18 protein-coding genes are annotated in these 22,946 nt (G+C 63.6%); 10 read left to right on the forward strand and 8 right to left on the reverse strand.

The window, feature by feature from the left end:
* Positions 1-73: 73 nt before the first annotated feature.
* Complete coding sequence (locus KBY67_RS05290) at positions 74-2,428, reverse strand: arylsulfatase (protein WP_255109478.1); 2,355 nt, start codon at positions 2,426-2,428, stop codon at positions 74-76.
* Between the two features lie 302 nt (positions 2,429-2,730).
* On the opposite strand from KBY67_RS05290, the gene KBY67_RS05295 reads away from it, so the two are divergent.
* Positions 2,731-3,519, forward strand: coding sequence for a MarC family protein (locus tag KBY67_RS05295; RefSeq protein ID WP_255109479.1), 789 nt, complete (start codon positions 2,731-2,733; stop codon positions 3,517-3,519).
* 77 nt (positions 3,520-3,596) lie between these two features.
* On the opposite strand, the gene KBY67_RS05300 is transcribed toward KBY67_RS05295, so the two are convergent.
* Together KBY67_RS05300 and KBY67_RS05305 are read right to left on the reverse strand one after the other, a co-directional pair.
* Positions 3,597-6,326 carry a DUF1254 domain-containing protein gene (locus KBY67_RS05300; protein ID WP_255109481.1) on the reverse strand — a complete coding sequence of 910 codons (2,730 nt, stop codon included), beginning with the start codon at positions 6,324-6,326 and terminating at the stop codon, positions 3,597-3,599.
* Between the two features lie 90 nt (positions 6,327-6,416).
* Positions 6,417-8,804 (reverse strand): arylsulfatase, encoded by a 2,388-nt coding sequence (locus tag KBY67_RS05305; protein WP_255109482.1) that lies wholly within the window; start codon positions 8,802-8,804, stop codon positions 6,417-6,419.
* Positions 8,805-9,093: 289 nt separating this feature from the next.
* Between KBY67_RS05305 and KBY67_RS05310 the strand changes: the two genes are divergently transcribed.
* From KBY67_RS05310 to KBY67_RS05340, 7 genes are all read left to right on the forward strand, one after another.
* On the forward strand, positions 9,094-10,062 hold the full coding sequence (locus KBY67_RS05310) for a formylglycine-generating enzyme family protein (protein ID WP_255109484.1): 969 nt from the start codon (positions 9,094-9,096) through the stop codon (positions 10,060-10,062).
* Positions 10,063-10,212: 150 nt separating this feature from the next.
* Complete coding sequence (locus tag KBY67_RS05315) at positions 10,213-10,851, forward strand: pentapeptide repeat-containing protein (RefSeq protein WP_255109486.1); 639 nt, start codon at positions 10,213-10,215, stop codon at positions 10,849-10,851.
* Positions 10,852-10,877: 26 nt separating this feature from the next.
* On the forward strand, positions 10,878-11,483 hold the full coding sequence (locus KBY67_RS05320; protein ID WP_255109488.1) for a hypothetical protein: 606 nt from the start codon (positions 10,878-10,880) through the stop codon (positions 11,481-11,483).
* A gap of 56 nt (positions 11,484-11,539) precedes the next feature.
* Positions 11,540-12,418 (forward strand): bile acid:sodium symporter family protein, encoded by an 879-nt coding sequence (locus KBY67_RS05325; RefSeq protein ID WP_255109490.1) that lies wholly within the window; start codon positions 11,540-11,542, stop codon positions 12,416-12,418.
* Positions 12,419-12,805 carry a DUF1622 domain-containing protein gene (locus KBY67_RS05330; protein ID WP_255109492.1) on the forward strand — a complete coding sequence of 129 codons (387 nt, stop codon included), beginning with the start codon at positions 12,419-12,421 and terminating at the stop codon, positions 12,803-12,805. It begins immediately after the preceding gene.
* Positions 12,806-12,833: 28 nt separating this feature from the next.
* Complete coding sequence (locus tag KBY67_RS05335; RefSeq protein WP_255109495.1) at positions 12,834-13,220, forward strand: YidH family protein; 387 nt, start codon at positions 12,834-12,836, stop codon at positions 13,218-13,220.
* Positions 13,221-13,245: 25 nt separating this feature from the next.
* The gene (locus tag KBY67_RS05340) at positions 13,246-14,919 is read left to right on the forward strand and encodes a SulP family inorganic anion transporter (protein WP_255109497.1); all 1,674 of its coding nucleotides are present in this window, start codon (positions 13,246-13,248) and stop codon (positions 14,917-14,919) included.
* Positions 14,920-14,945: 26 nt separating this feature from the next.
* On the opposite strand, the gene KBY67_RS05345 is transcribed toward KBY67_RS05340, so the two are convergent.
* The 3 genes from KBY67_RS05345 to KBY67_RS05355 form a co-directional block, all read right to left on the reverse strand.
* Positions 14,946-16,613, reverse strand: coding sequence for a mechanosensitive ion channel family protein (locus tag KBY67_RS05345; RefSeq protein WP_255109499.1), 1,668 nt, complete (start codon positions 16,611-16,613; stop codon positions 14,946-14,948).
* A 92-nt stretch (positions 16,614-16,705) separates the two neighbouring features.
* On the reverse strand, positions 16,706-17,332 hold the full coding sequence (locus KBY67_RS05350) for a hypothetical protein (protein ID WP_255109502.1): 627 nt from the start codon (positions 17,330-17,332) through the stop codon (positions 16,706-16,708).
* Between the two features lie 222 nt (positions 17,333-17,554).
* Positions 17,555-18,637 (reverse strand): DUF389 domain-containing protein, encoded by a 1,083-nt coding sequence (locus KBY67_RS05355; RefSeq protein ID WP_255109504.1) that lies wholly within the window; start codon positions 18,635-18,637, stop codon positions 17,555-17,557.
* 528 nt (positions 18,638-19,165) lie between these two features.
* Between KBY67_RS05355 and KBY67_RS05360 the strand changes: the two genes are divergently transcribed.
* Together KBY67_RS05360 and KBY67_RS05365 are read left to right on the forward strand one after the other, a co-directional pair.
* The gene (locus KBY67_RS05360; protein ID WP_255109506.1) at positions 19,166-20,398 is read left to right on the forward strand and encodes a DUF2252 domain-containing protein; all 1,233 of its coding nucleotides are present in this window, start codon (positions 19,166-19,168) and stop codon (positions 20,396-20,398) included.
* 297 nt (positions 20,399-20,695) lie between these two features.
* Positions 20,696-20,860: a Nif11-like leader peptide family natural product precursor gene (locus KBY67_RS05365; RefSeq protein WP_255109508.1), complete on the forward strand. Its 165-nt coding sequence runs from the start codon at positions 20,696-20,698 to the stop codon at positions 20,858-20,860.
* A gap of 3 nt (positions 20,861-20,863) precedes the next feature.
* On the opposite strand, the gene KBY67_RS05370 is transcribed toward KBY67_RS05365, so the two are convergent.
* Positions 20,864-21,343 (reverse strand): DUF1499 domain-containing protein, encoded by a 480-nt coding sequence (locus tag KBY67_RS05370; RefSeq protein ID WP_255109510.1) that lies wholly within the window; start codon positions 21,341-21,343, stop codon positions 20,864-20,866.
* Between the two features lie 20 nt (positions 21,344-21,363).
* Entirely contained in the window at positions 21,364-22,905 is a 1,542-nt protein-coding gene (locus KBY67_RS05375; RefSeq protein WP_255109513.1) for a carotenoid oxygenase family protein, read from the reverse strand.
* Positions 22,906-22,946: the final 41 nt, after the last annotated feature.

Genomic DNA, 22,946 nt, shown 5'->3' on the forward strand with positions numbered 1-22,946 from the left:
TCACCGACCAGCAGCTCAACAGGCCTAAGACGCAAGGCTGCCCCGAGCGCAGTGGCCACCAGAGAGACCAGGCTCACTGCCGCGCCAGGATCATGCGCATCTGCTCCTGCAGGTGCTCCACCGGTTCACCGGAGACGTCCACCATCGCCCGCTTCACCACACCGGCGTAGGCGAAGGGGGGCTTGTAGTCCGGCATGGTGGGGGAACCGGGGTCGGCGCCCACGGCAACCCCGGCCGCCAGGCCGAGGCTCAGGGGAATCGTGACCGGCAGATCCCCTTCACCCACCGGCTGCCCGTCCACGAACAAGGCAATGTGGGCCGGCGTCCCTTTCCCCTTGGCGATGTCGGCAGGACCCGTTGGGGTGAATTCCATACTCAGGATGTGGTGGCCACTCGGGATCTGCGCCGTGGACGTCACCCGGAAGTAGGTGTCGGCCACGTAGTTGTAGCCGTAGGTGAGCGTTCCGTTCTGCACGTAGAATGAGAAACCGCCATCGTTGCCGCCCATGCTGAACAGCACGCCGTCGGCGCCCGTCTCCGGCACGATCACCTCCACGGAGATGGAATGGGACCTGTTCAAGACGCGTGGGGCGGCATTGCCTGGCACCACCTGAGTGCCGGGGTAATAGATGTAGCGCTGCCGATCCAGGGCGATCTGGGGACGCTCGGTCATGAAACGCTGGGTACCGCGGCTGTCGATCGGCAGCACGTTGTACTTGCCGGCCTCCACGTACCACATGCCGATCATGGCGATCAGCCGATCCCGCTCCGTGGCGGCCAGGTTGTTGGTTTCGGCGAAATCCTCCTCAAGGTTGTACAGCTCCCAGCCATGGGCATCGAGTTGGATCAGCTGGTCGTAGCTGATCGGATCGCCGAAGCTGCGGCCGGATTCGCTGAATGAGGTGCCCGGCCAGGGACAGACCGCCCGCCAGCCCTGGTGATACAGGGAGCGATGGCCAAACATCTCGAAGTACTGGGTGAGATGCAGGCTCGGAGCAGCGGCGGCGTCGAAGCAGCTGTGCAGGCTGTAACCCTCGATCGGGCTCTGAGTCACACCCCGGATCGCCGTAGGTGCCTCAAGGCCGAGGGCATCGAGCACGGTGGGGACCAAATCGATGGCGTGACAATACTGGCTACGAATCTCACCCTTGGCCGTCAGGCCCTTCGGCCAGCTCACGATGAAGGGATCGCTGGTGCCACCTCGGTAGGTTTCGCGCTTCCAGCGCCGGAAGGGGGTGTTGCCGGCGTGGGTCCAGCCCCAGGGATAGTGGTTGAAATACTTCGGACCGCCGATGTCATCGATGGCGGCTAGATTCTGCTCGAGATTGTCGGGAACGTTGTTGAAGAATTTACCTTCGTTCACCGAACCGCTGGGCCCTCCCTCGGAGCTGGCCCCGTTGTCGGAGATCAGCATGATCAGGGTGTTGTCGTATTCGCCCAGATCCTTCAGGAACTTGATGAGCTCGCCGATGTAATGGTCGGTGTGCTCGAGGAAGCCGGCGAACACCTCCATCATGCGGGCATAGAGGCGCTTCTCATCCGCTGAAAGCCCTTCCCAAGCCTGCACATCGGGATCGTGGCGCGAGAGCACCGTGTTAGCCGGGATGATGCCGAGTTCTTTCTGGCGAGCAAAGGTATGCTCACGGTAGGCATTCCAGCCACCATCAAACTTGCCCTTATATTTATCAGCCCATTCCTTCGGCACATGGTGCGGCGCATGCATGGCGCCGGTGCAGAAGTACATGAAGAATGGCTTGTTAGGGGCCACCTGCTTGGCGTCGGCAATCATCGCCTTGGCCTTCTCCACTAGATCCGGCGTGAGGTGATAGCCCTGCTCGGGGGTGGCGGGGGGTTCCACCTGGGTGTTGTCACGCACCAGCTCCGGGTAGTACTGGTGTGTGTCACCCCCGAGGAAGCCGTAGAAACGCTCGAATCCCCGTCCCAGGGGCCAGCGGTCGTAGGGGCCGGCCGCCGAGGTGGCCTCTGCTGGGGTGAGGTGCCACTTGCCCACGGCATAGGTGTTGTAGCCCTTCTGCAGCAGGATCTCGGAGAGGAAACCGTTCTCGAAGGGGATGTAGCCGTTGGAGCCGGGATAGCCCATCGAGCCTTCGGTAATGCAGGCCAGTCCGTTGGAGTGGTGGTTACGGCCCGTGAGCAAGCAGGAGCGCGATGGCGAGCAGAGCGCCGTGGTGTGCATGTTGCTGAAGCGCAGGCCATCGGCCGCCAGGGCATCGATGTTCGGTGTGGCGATCGGACTGCCGTAGCAACCGAGCTGGCCGAAGCCCATGTCATCGAAGACGATGTACAGCACATTGGGACTGCCGTCCGGGGCGCGGTTCGGCTCGGGCCAGGCCGGGGTGGACACATCGGCGGTTCGGCCAATTACACCGGGGAAGGCGGCACCGGGCTTGTATTCGTTCAACGCCATCGGATCAGCCAGAAGGGAAAGGCACTGCTGAGAACTTACCCAGCTGATCCGGAAGCGCCTTCCGGCTGTGGTGAGAACTACACCTGCCGCAACAGGGCGTCAGCCTGAAAGATCGTCAGGGTGCCGTGGTTTCACACCTTCACCGGCTGCCCCAGCGCGAGGAGAAGGGTGGCGCATGCCAGGCCCATCGGGCCGCCACCCAGAACGGCGATGCTCATTGGGGATCTGGGGGCATCCAAACTCCGTTGCAGAAATCGGCTTCAGGCGTGCCCACCATCGCTGGCCGTGCAAGATTCCGGTCCATGCGCCCACCTTCCCCTCGGTCCTCCCTGCTGCTGCTGTTTGGCGGCGTTCTGGTGGCCTGCCTTGCGTCCGCGGCGGCGGCTGCCGTGCCAGCCTCGAGGTTCGAGGCCCAGGCCAGCCTGATCCCGAAGCTGCGGGAGTTCTACGGCGGGATGGGTGGTTACCGGGCATTGATCCCGATCCTGATCCTCACGATCGGCCCGCTGAAGATCATCCCGGCTTTCGTGAAGCTCACCGCCCACGCCGATCCCCCCCTGCGCAGGCGCATGGCCTGGCGCGCCTCCCTGATCGCCACGGCCGTGCTGATCGTCCTGGCTCTCTCGGGCTGGAAGCTGCTGATCAACTACAACATCCCGCTCACGGCGATCCTGTTTTCCGGCGGACTGGTGCTGGTTCTGGTGGCGTTGCGGATGGTGCTGGCCCAGTACGGCGACGAGGACGATCGCCCCGATCCGCCCCCAGCCGAGCCCTCCATGGCCCAGGTGGTGCAACCGCTGGTGTTCCCCACAATTCTCACGCCCTACGGCATCGCCGTGGTGATCACGATGTCGGCCCTTGTGCGACAGCTGGAGGGCACGCCGTTCTGGCTGATGGGTCTGCTGGTGGCCGTTATGGCGGTGAACCTCCTGGCGATGCTGTTCGCCCGGCCGATCCTGCGGGTGATCCAGCCTCGCTTCCTCCAGCTGTTGGGATTGGTGCTGAGCGTGATCCAGCTGGCGCTCGGCTTCTCGATGATCTTCACGTCCATCGAGATTCAGGCGCTCGTGCTGCGCCAGATCCTGAGCTGATCGGCCTGGCCCTTGGTGTTCAGGTGTCTGGCACCAAACCTTGGGCCTGATTCGATCCGCCGGCTTTGGATCAAGGCTTATTCCACAGGCTCGATATCGGCGAGCTTCCAGCTGCGATCAAAATAGGGCTCGGTCGGGGCGTACAAACGGAAGTAGGTGAACCAGCCTTTTCCGGGAATCGTCGGGACCCAGTTCTTCTCCATCCCCGTGGGAGCGGTCGGCCCGAAGGTGATGTCCGTCGAACCGTCGGCGTTCTTGATCAAATCCATGCGTGACGAGCGATCGGCGATTTCTTCCTTGTTGTCGATGAAGCAGCGGGACTCGTTGTCGTAGGCGGTCACCGACCAGAACTGCTTGGCGGGCACATGGGCGTCCACGCGCAGGCGATAGGTCTTGCCGCCGTCAAGCCAGTTGCCGTCCCGGTCCTTGGTGGCTTCGAGGTAGGTCTGTCCCACGCCGGGCACCTTGGTGGCCATGGCCTTGGCGGCGGTCACCGCCTCGTAGAACCACGACGCATATTCATCCAGCGGCGCCGAAAACTCGGGTTCCGCGCCGGGCTCAAAACCCAGCGAGATCTCCCAGCGCCGGTCCGGCCAGATGGCCGCAGTCGCGAAGCGTTTCTGATAGGCATTGGCACGTGCCATCGCTTCACCGACCAGCACCGCTTCGCTCAGGAGTTCGGTCTGTCGCGCGTCCGGCTCGAAGGGCTTGCCTTTCTCGATGCCCAGGGGCTTGAGCATCGCCATCATGAGGCGGTCACGTTCGCGAACAGGCTCCTGGTTGAGTGTGGCGGCAAGTAAGTCCCAATAGGCCATGCCGCGCGGATGGGTGCCGCTCCAGGGCTTGCCGCCGGGAGAAACGAATCGAGTGGCCTGAGGTGCTGCGCGCTCGCTGTAGGGGTAGATGCGGAACTTCTCGAGCAGCGCCTTGGCGACCTGCGGGTCGGGACTGAGCACGCGAAAACCGATGAACACACTGACGGTCGGTGCACGCACCACGCGGTACCCCGCAGCCATCGGATCCTCGTGTACCGGGCTCAGCACGAGGATCTTGTCGCCCATGGCCTTGTCGGGGCCTGCTTCGCCAAACTCGCCGCCGTCAACGCCGAGTTGCCACATGCTGCTGATGCCCCCGGCCGTTGGCCCGGCCGGGATTTCGACGACCAGCGGCCCGGTGCGCCCGAGATTGGGGAAGCCGAGGATATAGGGGGTGGTGGCGTTGGCCGTGAGCAGGCCCAGCTTGTCGCGGTAGCTGTTGTAGATGACCAGGTCGGTGTCCTTCGCCCCGAACACCTGCTCATGCTGTTGCTGCCATCGGGCGAAGCCCATCAACGGCAGCGACCACAGGTAGGCCTGGGTGGCCCGCTGGAAATCCATCTGATCAAACAGTGTCTTGACGGTGGCTTGCGAGGGGTAGCCGCGCTCGAACTCGAGCCTGCCGATGCGCGTGTCGATTGTTTCCAGCACAGGGCTGTCCACTCGGTGCATCGCCGGTTGCTGCCAGCGGCCATCGAGCACTTCAGCTTTGGGGAGATAGATGCGCAGCACCGCGTAGAACGGACCTGCTGGCGCCGGCAGCCAGTTGGATTCCAGCGCCGCCCCCGGTGAATCCTTCTGGAGATAGATCGTCACCGAGCCGTCTGGGTCTTGCTTGAACGACTCGGCCATCGGTGAATTGATCAGGTAGCGATTCAGACGGTTTTCCACCAGCGTGCGGGTGTTGCCGTCGTACATCGTGAGCGACCAGAACGCATGGGCCGGAGGCAACGCCCCCTTCTCGAACCGCAAGGTGTAGCAGTTGGAGGAGGCGTCCAAGGGCTGGCCTTCGCTGTCATTGCCGTAGTTCGGATAGACAGCTTCTTCTTTGGAATTTCCATAGATCCCCAGATTGGCCGCCAGGAAGCGGCGCAGGTAGTTGCCCTCCAGGAATGTCCGATCGCCAAAGAGATCGATCTTCGAGATCTCTCCCGCGTTCAGTCGCCGTCGTAGCTCCTCCTCGTCCGTCCAGGCGTCAGCGATTCCATCGTCCACTGCCTTGGCCGTATCGGCCGGCAGTTTCGCCGGATCGAAGGGCAGTCCGGCACCGATGCCCAGGGTGGCGAAGCGCGCGAGTTTCTCCTCTTCCGAAGGATGGGTCGGGCAGAACTGAAGCAGGACGTTGAGGTACGGAAACAGAGCTGAGGTTTTGGTCATGCCCGCCTCAGGCTTGGGCCAGGTGATGCTCGGTGCCTGGGGCGTCTGGTTGCCCAGATACCGGCTCAATGGACGCACCTGGTAGCGCGCCTGAATCGCACGCACGTTCTCAAGGTCGGCCGGGTTGAACAGCTGGGTGCGGATCAGTGCATAGGCGATCTGGGTTTCCGAGCGAATGATCGCCTTGATGCCCTCCGGCTTCTCGCCCTTCCAATCGGGTCCGGCAATGAGAAAGTCACCACCACTGTTACCGTGGGTGCGCGTACCGAGGTAGCCGAAGTTGTGCGTGTAAAGATCAATCAGTTGTGCGCAGTAGTAGCGATTGTCATCGATCTTTGGCATCGTGATGACAACAGGTTCGGCGCGCAGATCCATCCAGATATAGGAATACGGCGTATCGGAGTTCGGAGTAATGAACTGCTGATCCTGGGGTGTCGCCACTCGAGAGGAGTGACCCATGGCGTTGAAAGGCGCCTTGAAGGCGGTGCCTTCAAGGTCCACCGCCTGCTTGTAGAGCGTCTCGTAGCCAGCCACGATCGGAAAGCCGTAGATGAACGCCTCTTTGGCGACTGCGCCTGCCAGCGGCGATAGTCCCATGAGCTGTTCGAGATTCATGCACATTGCCTCAAGAATTGCCGACCAAGGGCGGGTTAACTGACGGATCTGCGTTTACCTTATCTTCTGAATGGCCGGTAGCCCCCATGCCTAGTCATGGGCGCCAGCGAATGCCGTATGCATGGCGTGGAGCCTTAGTTCATCCTCCGGACTAAGATTGCGCGGCCCCAATTCGATGTCCAGGCGCTTGATCGTTCCAGTAAATGCAAACGGCTTGCGATAGGTATCGCTGACGGGTGAACCCGTGTCCGAGCCCAGGCCGAAGGTATCGATGCCGAAACGGCCAGCGACGGTATTGGCAATCCGGGTTCGGCCCACTTCCTTGCCGTTGATCCCGATCACGGCTTCGCCACCCTTACCCAACCCACCACCGTCGTAGGCAAACTCCATGGAGACGGTGGACGCCCCTGCGGGGACAGGACAATTCGAGACGAGGTTGGTGCGCTCACGCTCAAACCAGTTGTAGTGATAAACGAGCTTGCCGTTCTGCACATACAAGGCGAAGCCCGCGGCCTGGCCACCTAACGCCAGGATCACCCCTTCCCCACCTTCAGGCATGTCGATCTGCGCGGTGATCCGATGGGAAACGTTCTTCGTGTTCGGTGCCGCGTTCTCCGGCAACCGCGAACAACCGCTGTAGTACGTGAAGTGCCTGCGATTCGGGTCCGATCCGCCAGGAGATGGCTTCAGCACGGCCAGCCTCCCGGAACCTCGGTCATCGAGTGGGTAGACGTGGTTCTTCTCGGCCTCTTCGTCGAAAATCGCCTTGAGTTCTGCCAGTTTGTCTGGAAATTGAGCCGCCAGGTCCTTGGCTTCGCTGAAATCCTCATCGATGTTGTAGAGCTCCCACCGATCATTCTCCCAATGGGCAGGAGCAAGATCCTGCCGCCAGGGCAGCGAGTGCTGGGCGCAGGCAATCCAACCCTTGTCGTAGATGGCTCGATTGGTGAAAATCTCGAAGTATTGACGCTCGCGCACGGGGCGTGCCTCGGCGTCGTAGAAGGTTGAGGCGATGGAGACGCCATCCATCGGCTTCTGCTCCACACCGTTGACGCTTTCCGGGGCTGGGATCTTCGCGACATCCAGGATGGTCGATGCAATGTCGATCAGGTGCGTGAACTGGGAGCGCATGGTCCCGGTGTCTTTGATCTTTGCCGGCCATGAGACCACCATCGGGTTACGGGTACCACCCAGGTGAGAGGCCACCTGCTTGACCCACTGGAACGGGGCATTGCCTGCCCAGGCCCACCCGAGCGGATAGTGCGGCTCCGTATGGGGCTCGCCGATCTCATCGAGGATCTTCATGGTGTCCGCCAGGGAGGAGGGAACACCGTTGAGGTTCATGACCTCGTTGGCGGTGCCAGAAAAGCCTCCTTCGGAGCTGGCACCGTTGTCGCCGACGATGTAAAAGACCAACGTATTTTCGCCGTCGGGCAGTTCCTTCACCGCATCGAGCAGGCGGCCGCACTCGTGATCGGTGAAGGCGAGATAGCCGGCGAAGTTCTCCATGAACCGCGCGTACAGGGTTTTCTCATCGGCAGTGAGGGAATCCCACGGCTGAACCCATTCGGGGCGAGGCGTCAGTTCGGTATCAGGCGGGATGATGCCCATCTCCAACTGTCGCCGGTAGGTCTCCTCACGCACGGCATCCCAGCCGGCATCAAACTGACCTTTGAATTTTTCACGCCAGTCTCGCGGTGAATGGTGAGGGGCATGGGCCGCACCGGGGGCAAAGTACATGAAGACAGGCTTGTCCGGCGCCACGGACTTGCTGTACTGCATCCAGTCGATCGCCTTGTCAGTCATGTCCGTCATGAAGTGGTAGCCCTCTTCTGGCGTCTTCGCAGGTTCCACAGCGACGGTGTTCTCGAACAGCACTGGGTAGTACTGGTGCGTTTCACCACCGATGAAGCCGTAGAAGTAATCGAATCCCATGCCGGTCGGCCAGCGGTCAAAGGGGCCAACGACGCTGCTCTCCCAGTCGGGCGTGTTGTGGTTCTTGCCGAACCACGACGTGTTGTAGCCGTTGCCCCTCAGCACCTCGCCGATGGTCGCGGTGCTCTTTGGAATCATGTTGTTGTAGCTGGGGAAGCCCGTGGCCCATTCCGTGAGAAAGCCGGAAGCACAGTTGTGATGATTGCGTCCTGTGATCAGCGCAGCGCGTGAGGGCGCACAGATCGCCGTGGTGTGAAAACGCGAGTAGCGCAGCCCTTCCGCGGCGAGTTTGTCCAGTTGTGGCGTCGGTACCGGACCACCGAACGTACTGACCTGGCCGAAGCCCACATCGTCCAGCAGAATGACGACAACATTCGGGGCACCCTCCGGCGGTGCTGGAAGCCGGGGCCAGTCCCCTTCGGATTCGAGATAGGTCTTGCCGACCTTGCCCCGAAAGGGCAATTCCGGCAGCGGGAGCTTTGAACGATCCCGATCGGCCCCGGGATTGTCACCTGCATTCGAGGGGGTCGTTTCAGCCTTCATTGGGTCCCTCAAGATTGACTGGATGGTTCTGTTTCACTGGAGTGCTTTTGTGGTCAGCTGACGCTGCCAGGAGGCATCCCCAGGAGCTTGTTGCCTGTAGCGAACAGCCTCGCCTGCCCATCAAGGATCCGAAGGCCCATTGGCGCCAATCGTTAAGTTGTGAGGTGGTTGGCAAGAAGCGTGCCCTGTCTCTGACAGCCAGCGTCCCCCTCCATCCGGCCCATGCGCCCAGGGCCATCGATGGGGCCAGACTCCTCCAATGGCCCGCTTCAGTTCCGTTTCTAACCCCATGCCGGAATCACGCAACCTCCCCGGTCGCCCGCCGGCGAGGGAGATGGTGTGGATCCCCGCGGGCAGCTTCCTGATGGGCTCGGATGTCCACTACCCCGAGGAGGCTCCGGCCCATCCGGTGAGCGTGGAGGGGTTCTGGATCGACCGCTCACCGGTCACCAATGCCCAGTTCCTGAAGTTCGTGAAGGCCACGGGCTACATCACCTTGGCCGAGCGGCCGGCCGATCCAGCCCTCTATCCCGACGCGCTACCGGAGCTGCTGGCGCCCGCCTCGATCGTGTTCGTACCCCCGCCGGGGCCCGTGGGAAAGGGGGACCCCTACCAGTGGTGGCAGTACATCCCCGGTGCCGATTGGCGCCATCCGGAAGGCCGCGGCAGTTCGATCAAGAACCGCCCCAACCATCCAGTGGTGCATGTGGCCCATGAGGATGCGGCGGCCTATGCCGCCTGGAGCGGCAAGCAGTTGCCCAGTGAGGCCGAATGGGAGCGGGCCGCCTGGGGAGGCCTTGAAGGCGCCGAATTCGCCTGGGGAGATGAACTTCACCCGGAAGGCCGCCCGGTGGCCAACACGTTCCAGGGCGATTTCCCCCACCACAACAGCCTGCTTGATGGCTACGCGGGCACCTCGCCGGTGGGTGCCTTCCCCGCCAACGGCTTCGGTCTCCTCGATTGCATCGGCAACGTCTGGGAGTGGACCGACAGCTGGTATGGCGACCATGTCCTGGCGGCCGATGGGGGGCTCCCGGCCGAGGGGAGAAGCGGCTGTTGCGTTGCGGCAGATGCAGCGCGTGAGGCCAGCATCGACCCCACCAGCCAGCACGGTGCGATGCCCCGCAAGGTGGTGAAGGGTGGCTCGTTCCTTTGTGCCCCCAGCTACTGCCGCCGCTACAGGCCGGCGGCACGCATGGCCCAGGGCATCGACACCTCAACCTGCCACATGGGTTTCCGTTGTGTCGTGCGACTCTGAAGCCATGGCTTCCGCCTATCGACACATCTGGCCCCTTCCCCCTTCCCTGGCACGTGCCGCACGGCAATCATTTCCCTTGTGTCAACTCCAAAGAGGTTCACCTGGTACACCCGCCAGCAGCGCCGCCGGGCCTCGCCGTTCTTTTTGCTGGTGGATCAATCCTTTGGTTTTAGAATTCTGATCGCAGCGACCCTGTTCTTTGTGTTGCTCTCTGCTGTGAATCGTTTCGACAACTGCCAGGGGGCTGAAGCAAGAGAGGACTGCCTAACTAGTAATTATCTGGACGTCATCAGTATTGGCAATGTGGAATCGTTCAGTATCGTGACGACGGCTTTCGTGTACATCCTGGAGGCTGGTCGGCGCAAGGAGCGAGAACATCAAGAGTTGATGAAACTAATCATATCGCAGCGAGAAGCGGGAATCCAGGTCAGTATCAGCCGTATCCGTGCCATCGAGGATCTCGCATCGGACGGTGTCTGGCAGGATGGCGTTGACTTACGAGACACGAACCTTGAGGGAGTGAGGATTCCTTTTAGCCGTTGGCGTGGGGCCAACTTCGCCAACTCCGTCTTGCGGAAGGCGAATTTCCAGGGTACGGATCTGAAGGGAGCCAACTTCACGGAGGCCGATCTCACCGGAGTCGATCTCACTCAGGCCATTTTCACTCGAGCCATCCTCACCAACGCTGATCTCACCGCTGCCCTACTCACCGGGGCCGTCTTCCAGGATGCTGATCTCAGGGGAACGGTCCTCGATCCGAGTGCCTCTGTCGTGACTGATCGTCCGTGATTCGATAAGACTCCTTGTGGATCCGAATGCTGGCCCATCCCCCGGTTGCTGACGCCAATTCCCCCTCTGCCCAGGCGAGCCGGATCGCCGGTGCCTTCGTCGGCATTGCCGCGGCCTACGCGATCAGCCGCCATCTGGCCTTTCTGCCTTCCACGCTGTTCAGTTCCCTGGTTCTGGCCGCCACCTCCACGGTCATCGGCCGTAACCACAGCCCGCTGCGCTGGTGGGCCCTGCTCGGTACCACCTGTGGCGCGGTGCTGGGCTCCGCCGTGATGCTGGCGGAGAAACTCCAGCAGAGCGAACCGCAGGGAGATCTCGCCACCAGGGCCCTGCTGCTCGGTTGTCTTGCCCTGGCCGGTTGCGTCGCCGGACACAGTCTCAGCCGCGATGCCGCTGGTGAGTCTGCCCGCCATCCCAGGGACCTACTGCGTTCGGCCAGTGCGCTCACCACCGGCATCTTCGCGGTGCTGGTTACCTTCACCTTTTTGCATTCCGGCCTGGACACGGCTCGCACCTTCTCCAGCCGGCTGAGCACCTCCCTGACCATCCTGGTGGCGACGCTCACCATCCCTGGATGGCTGACCCATCTGCTGAATCGGGCGCCACCGAAGGGGCCCGGGCGGCGGCCCTGATCCGCCTCCATCGTCCAGCCTGAGCTTCAGCCGAAATCACCCCCGACCTCAACGCCATGGACCAGGCAACCCTGCTGATCGTCAGCGCCGCCCTGTTCACGATCATGTTCGCTCTGGGAGTTGGCCTGACCGGAGAGGCGATCGTCCTGCTTCGCCGGAGGCCCGCCCTAGTGATCCGGGTACTTATTGGGTCCTGTGTGCTGGTGCCTCTGGTCGGCCTGGTGCTGCTGAAGCTGCCCCTGAGCCTGGCCCTGACCAAACCGGCCCAGATCGGCATCGCCCTGATGGCAGCCTCCCCGAGTGCTCCCCTCACCCTGCGCAAGGCCGGCAAGGTCGGTGGCGACCGCGAGCTGGCGGCGGTGCTCCAGGCCTGTGTGGCCGTGGCCGCGATCGTTTCGATCCCGCTGATCGCCGATCTGTACCAATCCGCCCTCGGGGTGTCCGGCTGGGACATCACCCCGAGGGCGGTGGCCCTGCAGGTGAGCCAGACCCAGGTGCTGCCCTTGCTGGCGGGCCTGATGCTCAGGCGCTGGCGGCCTAGATGGGCCCAGCGGCTGTCCGGTCCGCTCGACAAGTTGGCGAATGGCCTGCTGCTGCTGCTGATCGTGCTGGTGCTGATCAAGTCGCTGCCACTGCTGCTGCCCTTCGCAGCCAGCAACCTGGCGGCCCTGGGTTTCATGGCCGTGATGGTGCTGGCGGCCCTGGCTATCGGCTATTGGATCGCTGGCCCTGACCCCCGGGAGCGCACCACGATCGCCCTGGTCACCTCGATGCGCAACCCTGGGCTGGCCCTGTTGTTCGCCACGACCTTCGACAATGGCCTACCTGGCCTGAAACTCGCGGTGCTCTCTTACCTGCTGGTCACTGTGCTTCTCTCGATACCCTTCCTGCGCTGGCAGCGCCAGAAGCAGCAGGTGCCCTTCGTGACCCCTTAGGTGGCCTGGATTGAATCCCCCGAGGCCCTGCTCCAGGGACTGGCCGGTGCCGTTCGATTTGTCCTGGAAACACTCTCGGTGCTCTGTGTGGTGGCTGGCGTGATCGCCACCTTTCGCCTTGGCTTGCCATTTCTGCCCGCCGCGGGCCATCACACTCACCGCCCCTCCAGCACAATCCGGATCAGCTTCGGCAGCTGGCTGGCGATGGCTCTGGAATTCCAGCTCGGCTCCGACATCGTGGCCACCACCACGTCTCCCTCGGACAGCAACCTGATCCAACTGGCGGCGGTGGCCGTAATCCGCACCTTCCTCAATGTGTTCCTCGCCAGGGAACTGGAGACGGAACAGCGGTCGGTGCAGGATCGTTCTCTGCGGCCGAAACCCTGATCAGCCAGTCCTTGCCTTCGGCAACTCCATGAACCTCACCAACGAACTGGCCAAGGAGCGCAACCGGGAGGCGGCGGAGCGCACCCTGATGGCTTGGATCCGCACCTGCCTGTCGCTGATCAGCTTCGGCTTCGGTCTCGACAAGATCATCGGAGCGATCGAGGCCAGCCGCTTCGAGGGCAGTTCCCACGCGCATTTCAGCGTGCGCTTGATCTCCATCGGATTTGTGCTCACGGGAATCCTGGCCATGGCAGCCGCCACCCGCCAACACCGCAAGGTGCTGCGGCGGTTGAAGCAGGATGATTTCGTCTACCTCGATTCGCCCTCGATCTCGATGGCGACGGCCATGGCACTCACCATGATCGGCCTGGTGGCCCTGGTGCTGCTGATTGCCGGTGGAGTCAGCACCTCATGAGCGGCCTGATCTCCCATTCCCCGCCATGGCTCGTTTCCCTGCTTCGCTCCTGCCCAGCGGCTACCACCAAGGGCTGGGGCGGGCGGATCTGGCCGCCGGACTGACCGCCGCGGCAGTGGTGCTGCCCAAGGCGATGGCCTACGCCACCATTGCCGGTCTGCCGGTCCAGGTGGGTTTGTACACGGCCCTGGTGCCGATGGCGGTGTATGCCCTGCTGGGCAGCTCCAGACCCCTGAGCGTCAGCACCACCACCACCCTGGCCATCCTGGTGGGCAGTGAGCTGGAGAGGCTGACGCCGGCCGGCGAACCCAGCGCCCTGATGGCGGCGAGCGCCACTCTGGCCCTGTTGGTGGGAGCGATGCTGTGCGGCGCGGCCCTGCTGCGGCTGGGCTTCATCGCCAACTTCATCTCCGAATCGGTGCTGGTGGGTTTCAAATCCGGCATCGGTCTGGTGATCGTGGTGGATCAGCTGCCCAAGTTGCTGGGGCTGCATGTGGAGAAGGCCGGCTTTTTCCGCGACCTGGCCGCCCTGCTGGGAGACCTCCCCCAGACCTCGATCGCCACGCTGCTGCTCTCGGCCGGGCTGTTCAGCTTGCTGTTCAGCCTGAAGCGGCGGTGGCCGTCGGTGCCGGCGCCGCTGGTGGTGGTGGCGATCGCCATCGCCAGCTGCGCCCTGCTGGGGCTCGATCGCTTTGGGGTAGAGCTGGTGGGCACCGTGCCCAGGGGCCTGCCCGCCCTCAGTTTGCCCCGGCTGGATCTGCTTGGCGGGCTCTGGCCAGGCGCGGCAGGCATCGCCATGATGAGTTTCACTGAAAGCATCGCGGCGGCTCGGGCCTTTCGCGCTGCCGATGAACCCTCCCCGAACCCCGATCGGGAACTGCTGGCCCTTGGGCTGGCCAACATCGGCGGCAGCTTGTTCGGAGCGATGGCGGCGGGCGGTGGCACCACCCAGACCGCCGTGAACCGCCAGGCCGGTGCCCGCAGCCAGGTGGCCGAACTGGTGACGGCCGGGGCGGCCCTGGCCACGCTGCTGCTGCTGGCCCCCTGGATTGCCCTGATGCCCCTGGCCGCCCTGGCGGTGGTGGTGATCGTGTATTCCTTCGAGCTGATCGCCCCGGGCGAATTCCTGGCGATCCGTCGCGTCCGCCACGCCGAATTTCACTGGGCCGTGGTGGCCTTCCTGGGGGTGGTGTTTCTGGGAACCCTCAAGGGCATCCTGGTGGCCGTGATCCTCTCCCTGATCGCCCTGGTGCAGCAGGAGGTGAACCCGCCTGTGTATGCCATCGGCCGCAAGCGCAGCACCGATGTGTTCCGGCCGCTCTCAGCTAGGCATCCCCGCGATGAAACCTGGCCGGGGCTGCTGCTGCTCCGTGCCGAGGGGCGCCTGTTCTTCGCCAATGCCCATGGGGTGCTCCTGCGGATGCGCGCGGAGATCAACCAGCACCAGCCAAGGGTGGTGGTGCTGGATGGCAGCGCCGTGATCGACATCGAATACTCCGCCCTCAAGGTGATCACCGAAGCGGAGCGGCGCCTGGATCGGGAGGGAATCTCCCTCTGGCTGGCGGGGTTGAACCCCACGGTGCTGGAAGTGATCCGCCGATCGGAGCTGGGCGAGCGTCTGGGCAAGGAGCGGATGCACCGCAACATCGAGCGGGCGGTGGAGCACTACCTCGCCGCGGGGCTGGAGGCGAAAGGCTGAACAGCTGAACCGGCTGGGGCGACGGCTCAGACCTTGGGAAGGGTGCTGGCATTGCCGTTGCGGATCGCGTGATAGCCCGGCGAGAGAATCTCCACCTTGGCGGCCGCGAAATGATCCTGCAAAGCCGCCAGCACGTCCGAGAGGGTTTCTCGGTAGGTGTCCGCCCCGATCACGAAGGCATTGAGCTCATAGCTGATATGGAAATCATTCAGGGAGGTCTGAATCACGTAAGGCGCCATCTCATCACTGACCCCCTTGACACTCTTGGCCGCAGCCAGCATCAGTTCGTGCACACGGCGCCAGGGAACGTCGTAACCGATGGTGATCGTGGTGGCAATGGCAACGGGTTGCTGGATCTCACGACGAGAGAAACTGAAATTCACCACCGAGGCGCCAATCACTATGGCGTTGGGAATACTCACCAGCTCATTCCTTGGTGTGCGTACCCTGGTTACCAGCAACGCTCGCTCCTGCACCACCCCCACCGTGCCGTTGATGTCCACCCGGTCGCCCAGGCGGAACGCACGGGTGTAGATCAGCATCAGGCCACTGATGATGTTGGTGGCGATCGCGCTGGAGCCCAGGGCCGCCAGGGCACCCACGAACAGACCGGCCCCCTGGAAGGCCTTGCTGCCGGATCCGGGGATGTACGGGTAGGCCAGCACCAGCCCGATCAGGGCAATGAAGATCGTGGCCAGGCGGGCCGTGGGCAGGGCCCATTCCTGGTAGAAGCCTGGGATGCGCACCCGGCCGCGCTCGAGGGCGGAGAACCAGGCGTTGCTGGCGCGGATCGCCATCACCGTGACCGCTGCAATCAGCAGGATCGAGACCAGGTTCGGAAGCGCCCCGACTGCCAAGGCAAGGGCATTGCGGATCACCTGCAGAATCTGCTGACGCAGGCCGTCGGCAATGCCCTGGGTGGGCGGGAACAACCCCAGCAACAACGGAACCAGCAGGTAGCTGATCAGGAGCAGCAGCGACCAGTGGATGACCCGGCGGACCAGCTGCAGGATCTGGCGAATCTGGACTGATTCGAGCAGCTGATTGGAGCCGACGCGCAGGCCCTGCAGCTGACGGCTCTGATCAAAGGCGATCCACTGGGCTGCCCGGCGGTTCAGCTTCGACTGGATACGTATCCAGAACAGGTAGATGACGAGCACCAGCAGGGCCAGGGCTGTTCCCTTGACCCAGGCGATGGGCGTGCGGCTGCGCCTGTAGGCGGTGACGGCGCTGACCAGACGGCTGCGGTACTGCTCGGCGAGCACCTGGCGGCTCAGATCGAAACAGGCCGCCACGCGGTCATCGACGGCCATCAGCCGATCGGAGCCACCGTCGGCGCGGCGGAGAACAAGGAAGGTGTAAGGGGGGGCATCCTCAACGGCGAGGCCTTCGGGCTGGAAGGCCGGGCTCGCGGCCAGGCGGCCCAGCTCATGCGTCGTCTGGCGGGCGATCTTCACCGGGTCCTGGGCGCCGATCGTCGAGCGGATCTCCAGCACCCGCCGGCCATCGATGGTGACGGACTGGGGAGGATCAATGCAGTGCGCCTTGGTGGCGGCCGGCTTCGGCGGCGTCAGCTCCTTCTGGGCGTGAAGCGGCAGCGGCGAAGCCAGCACCGTGGCCAGGGACATCCCCAGGGCCATCATCACCAGCAGGACAGAGCGGAGCCGAGCCCCCTGACCAGCTGATCTCACCACGGGACCCGTCACGGCTGGCTCAATCGGTCTGGAAGGCGATCATGGTGCAGCCCCTGGCTGCCCTCGACCATCGCAAGGTTCGGCCCACAGGCTCAACCAGCCTCCACCAACCGTTTGAGTCTCTCGACGGCCAGAGCGACAGGCAACAGTGAAACGTTCTCAACTGAGATGGCATGACCTGCCGCGAACGGGTTGTCAAGATCAGCGATCAGCAGCAGCAGCTTGATCAGCAGGAATGAAATCACGCCAATGAAGAAAAGAGATTCTCCGAATGGCTCGATGTCGGTCAGAACAAGCCCTCCAGTCAGAAAGCCCGTTCCGGCATAGGCCATCCAGTAAACAGCGGGCACGAAAGTGGTTTCACGAATCACCTCGATGCGAACCACGACTCGTCGGATGTTGGCCAGTCCGAGCAGCAGGCGGGCCTGCAGCGGAGCGGCGTTCCAGATGCCCAGCCGTGAGATCACAAGTTGCAGCTCATCGAGGCGGTTCAGCAGACCTGTGACCAGACCGCCATCGTTCATCCAGGCCAGGAGATCTTCGCTGAAGCCCGCCAGCAGTGCTAATGCCCCCTTCATCTCGGCTTCCGGATGAAGCTCCCTAACGCTTCTCACCTCCATGGCGAGGCACTCCAGAGCAGCGGCCAGTTCACCCGGAATCTTCTCGCTTTCCTTGTAATCCATCAGCACCCCATTCAGCAGGAAGCCCAGCAGGAACACCTCAGAAGCCACCAGCGCAGGGAACAGGGGATTCGGGGCCAGCACCTCCCAACTCATTCGGTGAACCAGGATCTTGCCGGCCACGATGCTCAACAGCACCAGGCTCATCCGGATGAAAAACCAGACACGCCGCACCCAGGATCTGCTGTCCGAATCGGTCTCCAATTGTTCAGCACAGGCAATCATTGTTTCGGGTCGCTTTGGCGGCACTTTGGCGCCCCCCTACTTCTCCTTATGCTCACCCAGCGGCAACGGCGGCAATGCCGGTGGTGGCAGCACCTCCAGCTCGGGGGGGTTGGGCGCGGTTTCCGGGCCGATCAGGTCCACGGCGGTGCGCTGCATCACCAACCGGAAGCGCAGGGGCGCCTGTTGCTGATTGATGAACGCCTGAACAGCGGCCACCTGCTTGGGGGTGGGCAGTTCCGGATCGGTGACCCGCACCTGGGCCTGGATCAGCGGCGGGTTCTGCTGCCAATCGATGTTGAGGCCCACCAGATCGATGGCGGGATCGCCGCCGAGGGTGATTGTGCTGCTGCGTAACCGCTGCTCGATGGCCGCCTCCAGTTGCTGGGCCTGTTGCTGCTGCCTGTACTGGTTCGCCAGGCGGGAAAAGCTACTGCCCAGGGGAATCACCAGCAGGGCGGTAAGGGCCACACTGGTGAGGCCGAGCCTGCTCCGGAACAGTCGGCCCCGGTAGACACGCTCGAGCGTTCCCAGGGCCACCATCGCCCCCACCATGATCCCCAGCAAGTTGGTGGTAAACAGCAGCAACGCCCCATAGGCCTGTGCCCAGTAGGAGGAGGCCAACAGGATCCCCACCACGCACATCGGTGGCACCAGGGCAACGGCGATCGCCAGGCCGGCCAGGGCCGAAATGGCGTCCTTGCGCAACTTGGCGAACATCGCCACCGCTCCGGCCACCAGGGCCACCCCCAGATCCAGCAGGTTGGGGCTGGTGCGGTTCATCACCTCACTGCCGAAGCTGGGGAAGGCCACCAGATGGCCCACCCCCATCGCCAACAGCACGCAGATCACCACCCCCAGCATCAGGGTGCGGAAGGCCCGCAGGAACAGCAACAGTCGCCCCCGCATGATCTCGAATGCCATCGCCTGCAGCGGCAGGATCCAGGGGGCCACCACCATGGCGCCGATCACCACCCCCGGGCTGTTGGCCAGCAGACCCAGAGTGGCGATCAAGGTGGCCCCCACCGTGAGCACCACGAACACCTGACTGAAGCTGGCCTCATGCTCGAATTCCTGGCGAAGGGCGTCGAGCCGGGCGTCGTCGGGCGGGGCCGTGCTCATGCTCATCCCAAGTACTGGTGCTATTGGACGAAGCCCATGATGTGCCAGCCACCGTCAGGGGAGATCAGCGCTCTGCAGGCGATGACACAGGCGCTGGCCCAGAGTCCTGCACGGCGTGCCGCCTGGTTCAGACATGCCCCGCTGTCGCGCCCGGTGCACTGAGAGTTCCTGGAACTCCTGGCGGCGTCCCGCTTTGATGGATGCGGCGGGCATTCCCCCTGCGTCAGGGATGATCAGATAGGAGCCTCCAAGGGGCCCTTGAAAAGGGAAGAAGACCTCTCGGCACAGCCTTGCCGCAAGGCCTATCTGCGAGATGGGACTTCTGTCCCCCTCATCAATGCCCGTGCGGATAGACGGCACCCATGAGACGATTGCGGAAAACCTGGTTCCGTTTTGAGCCAATCCTTGGCTGGGTCCAACACCGCCAATCAGCGCTTAGCCAAGGGGAAGGCGATTCGTTCGCGGGTTCCCCGATCTGCCCTAGCGGAATGGTCCCCCTTGCTGGGGAGTCGTGATCCGATTGCCCTGTTGGAGGCATCCAATGCGGGCCGGATGCCGGAGCTGATTCCGATCCGCATCGGCCGAATGCTCCGGACGCCCTTCACCTTCATGAGGGGATCTTCGGCCCTGATGGCCCATGACCTCAGCTTGATACCGCATTCCGGCATTCAGGTGTGGGCCTGCGGCGATTGCCATCTACTGAACTTCGGGCTCTTTGCCACCGCAGAACGCAATCTGATCTTTGATCTCAATGATTTTGATGAGGCACACCCTGCCCCCTGGGAGTGGGATGTGAAGCGTCTGGCCACCAGCTTCGTGCTGGCGGGCCGCGACAACAGTCATTCCGAGGCCAATTGCCGCAAGGCCGCCCGACGCAGTGTCCGTTCCTACCGGCAGCATCTGCGGGAGTACATCCATGCCAGCCCCCTCGATGTCTGGTACGCCCGTTTTGATGCCGACGATCTGATCGAGGCCGCACCGAACAGAGCCATCCGAAAGGCGCGCCAGACGATCACCGCCAAGGCACGCCGGCGGATTGCGGATCACCTGTTTCCGAAGATCACCAAACTGGCAGATGGCCATTGCAGGCTCACCGACCAGCCTCCAGTGCTGACGCATGTCTGCCATGGCGAGCTGGAGCAGCGGATCAGCGAAGACCTGGAGGATTATCGACAGTCCCTGTCCGATGAGCTGCAGGTGTTACTTGGTCGCTACACCCTGGAGGATGTAGCTCTCAAAGTGGTGGGAATCGGCAGCGTCGGCACCCGCTGTCTGGTGGCCCTGTACTTCTCCGATGATGGGCATCCCCTGATCCTGCAGATCAAGCAAGCCTGCCCTTCCGTGCTGGAGCCCTACACCCAACCAAGCGCTTTGCCCAACCACGGCCAGCGCGTGGTGATGGGCCAGCGGCTGATGCAATCGGGCAGCGATTTGTTTCTCGGCTGGTTCCGCAGCCGTATGGGGAACGACTATTTTGTGCGCCAGCTGCGGGACATGAAAATGTCGTATCCGGTCGAGGACATCTCCCCCCTGCGCCTCCAGCATTACGCCGACTACTGCGGCTGGTCGCTGGCCCGCGCCCACGCCCGCGGCGGAGACGCTGCAACGATCAGCGGCTACCTGGGTCGGGGGGAGGCGGTCGATCGGGCGATCGAAGCCTTCGCAATAGCCTATGCCGACCAGATGGAGCGCGACCACGCCAGCCTCAAGGCCGCTGTCGACGCCGGACGACTTGAGGCACTGATCGAAGAAGATCGCTGATCTCAGTAGAAAACATCCACGGCCGGCCCGGCCCGGCCCCTCCAGGGGAATATGGAACGTGCGGACGCTTGCTCCGGCCCTACGCCCGCAGCTACGCCAACGGCGAGTTCACCCACTACCTGCGGGACCAGGCTTTGCGATCAAGGTGGCGCCCACCGTGCGCACCACGAACACCTGAGTGAAAGCTGGCCGGGCGGTGGTGCTGGTCATCGCAGGGCCTGGTGTGAGGTGGCCACGCCAATGGTGCCAACAGCTGCTGGAGTAGCAAGGAAAGGTATCCACCACCAGGCACCACCGATGTCCAAAGCTCAGCTGAGTGCCTTTCTGATCGAAGTGGAAGGCGATGCCGCCCTACGCCAGCGGGTAGAAGCTGCTGGCGATGCCAGCGCCGTGGCCGCCATTGCCCTGGAGCGGGGCCATGTGTTCTCCGCTGCCACCCTCAGTCGCCACCAGCGCGGCTGAGGCTCAGGCCGGGCCCAGGCTCAGGCGCAGCCCCTCGAGCCGGCTGGCATTCACGCCAAGGTCGGAATCCCCCAGTCGGGATTCCGAGCGTGCCTGAAGGCTGGTGCCTGAGGCATCCAGCGCTAGTTCCAGATCATCGACAAAGCCGAACAGCTGGCTTTCGGCAGTGGCATGCAGATAGCTGAGCTGGGGTGATCCCACCCTGGTTTCAATCTGCACCCTGGGGGTGGCCCCAAGCTTGAGCGCCAGCTGCTGGAGAGCCGCTTCGGGATCTGCCAGTGGCCAGTCCTGGCGGGCGCAGTGGGCAGGGCTGGAGCAGGCCCTGAGCCGTCCGTCTTGCAGCCCCAGATCCGCGGGCGGCGCACCTGAAAAATGGAGCAGGGAGGCCTGGGCGGCGCCGGGGTGGGCAAGCAGCAGCAGCCAGGCCAGCAGCTGGGCGCCGACCTGCGCCACAAGCCTCGCCAGGCCAGGAACCTTTTCCATACCGTTAACTCTCGGGGTTCTCATGCTGCGGCCGCCCAGCTGCCGTGCAGGCCATGGGGCAGGGCCAGCGGCATGGGCAGCACCGCCTGCTCAGAGAGGTCGGCGGCGTTGAGGATCACCAGGTCGCTGGCGCAGCGGGCCCCGTTCCAGACCACGCAGAGAATCCAGCCGTCGTCTTCCGCGGGGGGCTGGGCGCCCTCCGGCCGGGGGCGCGGCACCATCACGGGCTCGCTCACGAAGCCCCGGGGGGCCGCGCTCCAGATCCGGCGCTCGCCGCTGATCAGATCCAGCTTCTCGATCGCCTGCAGGGGGGCATTGCCCCGTTCCTGCTCGGTAACCGCCATCCAGGCGTAGCGGGCCTCCAGGCCCACCCGCTGGGGGTTGACCATGGCGAACTCGCAGCAGCGCTCCTCCAGCAGCTCCGTGCTCACCTCACCGCTGGCCAGATCGATGCGGCAGCGCTTGAGCTGGCCAATCGGCAGGGTGTCGAAATCGACGGCGCGGAAATCAACGCCAGGGCCGATCGTGGGAAAATCGTCGTAGAAGATCGAATCCACCACCACCTGACCGGCCGCACCGGCAGTGGGATCCTCGAAGGCATTGAGGTGGTGGAACACGAAACCCTCAGGCGCACTCACCTGCAGGGGCTCGCCGTCGCCGGCGCGGGGAATCAGCCAGAACTGGCCCCGCTCTCCAGGCTTGGAATCCAGACACTGGGCTGCACCCTTCCAGCCGAGCACGAAGCCGAGCGGGTTGAAGCTCATGGCGTTCTGCAGAAACACCGCCCAGTTCGGGGTGATGGCGAAATCGTGCAGGAAGGCGAAGCCCTTGAAGCTGCGCTTTTGATCGGCCACCAACTGCCCCGCGGCGGCACCGGGGCTGGCGTCGAACTCCATCAGACGGATGGTGCTGCGGGGGCCGGCCTTGACGCCGAAGGTGACCATGCGCTGCTGGCCGTGGTGGCCGGGATCGAAGCGGGGGTGGGCGCTGAAGGCCTCACCCTCCGCGAGCACACCGCCGAGCAGTTCGACCCCCTTGGTTTCAAGGCTGGTGGGATCGAGGCTGTGGGGGGAGCTGGCCTCCCAGAGGGCCAGCAGCTTCTCGCCCAGCCGCACCACATGGGTGTTGGCGATGTTCTTGAGGCGCAGGTCAAAGGCATTGGCGAGCGGGCCGCCGGGCTTCTGGCTGCCGAAGACGCCGCGATAGAGCACCTTGCCGGCCTCTTCCTCTGCCAGCCAGCCCTGAGTGCGCACGAAACGGTTGCTGAGACGGGCCTCACCGCCCTCAAAGCGCATGGCGGTGATCATGCCGTCGCCATCGAAGGGATGATGCACCCAGCGGCCGCCGCGCTCCAGGCGCCCGGGGCCATTGCGGTAGAGGCTGCCGCTGAGCTCGGTGGGGATGGTGCCGCTGGCGGCGGGAAGGGGCACGGAGCTGAGTTCCGTCCCCACGTTGCGGAAGGAACTAGCCCAGTCGGCGCGGTCATAAGCAGGGGCTGCGACCGCCGTGGCGGAGGTGACTGCGGCGTTGCCGGGTTCGGGTCGACTGGGAGCGATGGTCATCCTTCACTAGCGCTGTTGTGCCTCCATCATCACGTAACGGA

Source organism: Synechococcus sp. RedBA-s, assembly GCF_024345495.1.
In the GTDB taxonomy this organism is placed as follows: Bacteria; Cyanobacteriota; Cyanobacteriia; order PCC-6307; family Cyanobiaceae; genus Regnicoccus_A.

What these genes read in the sequence shown, in the direction of transcription:
- KBY67_RS05375 (WP_255109513.1), bottom strand. Translation starts at nt 22,905, where the DNA reads ATGACCATCGCTCCCAGTCGACCCGAACCCGGCAACGCCGCAGTCACC.
- KBY67_RS05325 (WP_255109490.1), top strand. Translation starts at nt 11,540, where the DNA reads ATGGACCAGGCAACCCTGCTGATCGTCAGCGCCGCCCTGTTCACGATC.
- KBY67_RS05355 (WP_255109504.1), bottom strand. Translation starts at nt 18,637, where the DNA reads ATGAGCACGGCCCCGCCCGACGACGCCCGGCTCGACGCCCTTCGCCAG.
- KBY67_RS05370 (WP_255109510.1), bottom strand. Translation starts at nt 21,343, where the DNA reads ATGGAAAAGGTTCCTGGCCTGGCGAGGCTTGTGGCGCAGGTCGGCGCC.
- KBY67_RS05365 (WP_255109508.1), top strand. Translation starts at nt 20,696, where the DNA reads ATGTCCAAAGCTCAGCTGAGTGCCTTTCTGATCGAAGTGGAAGGCGAT.
- KBY67_RS05320 (WP_255109488.1), top strand. Translation starts at nt 10,878, where the DNA reads ATGCTGGCCCATCCCCCGGTTGCTGACGCCAATTCCCCCTCTGCCCAG.
- KBY67_RS05310 (WP_255109484.1), top strand. Translation starts at nt 9,094, where the DNA reads ATGCCGGAATCACGCAACCTCCCCGGTCGCCCGCCGGCGAGGGAGATG.
- KBY67_RS05300 (WP_255109481.1), bottom strand. Translation starts at nt 6,326, where the DNA reads ATGAATCTCGAACAGCTCATGGGACTATCGCCGCTGGCAGGCGCAGTC.
- KBY67_RS05295 (WP_255109479.1), top strand. Translation starts at nt 2,731, where the DNA reads ATGCGCCCACCTTCCCCTCGGTCCTCCCTGCTGCTGCTGTTTGGCGGC.
- KBY67_RS05305 (WP_255109482.1), bottom strand. Translation starts at nt 8,804, where the DNA reads ATGAAGGCTGAAACGACCCCCTCGAATGCAGGTGACAATCCCGGGGCC.
- KBY67_RS05290 (WP_255109478.1), bottom strand. Translation starts at nt 2,428, where the DNA reads ATGGCGTTGAACGAATACAAGCCCGGTGCCGCCTTCCCCGGTGTAATT.
- KBY67_RS05340 (WP_255109497.1), top strand. Translation starts at nt 13,246, where the DNA reads ATGGCTCGTTTCCCTGCTTCGCTCCTGCCCAGCGGCTACCACCAAGGG.
- KBY67_RS05335 (WP_255109495.1), top strand. Translation starts at nt 12,834, where the DNA reads ATGAACCTCACCAACGAACTGGCCAAGGAGCGCAACCGGGAGGCGGCG.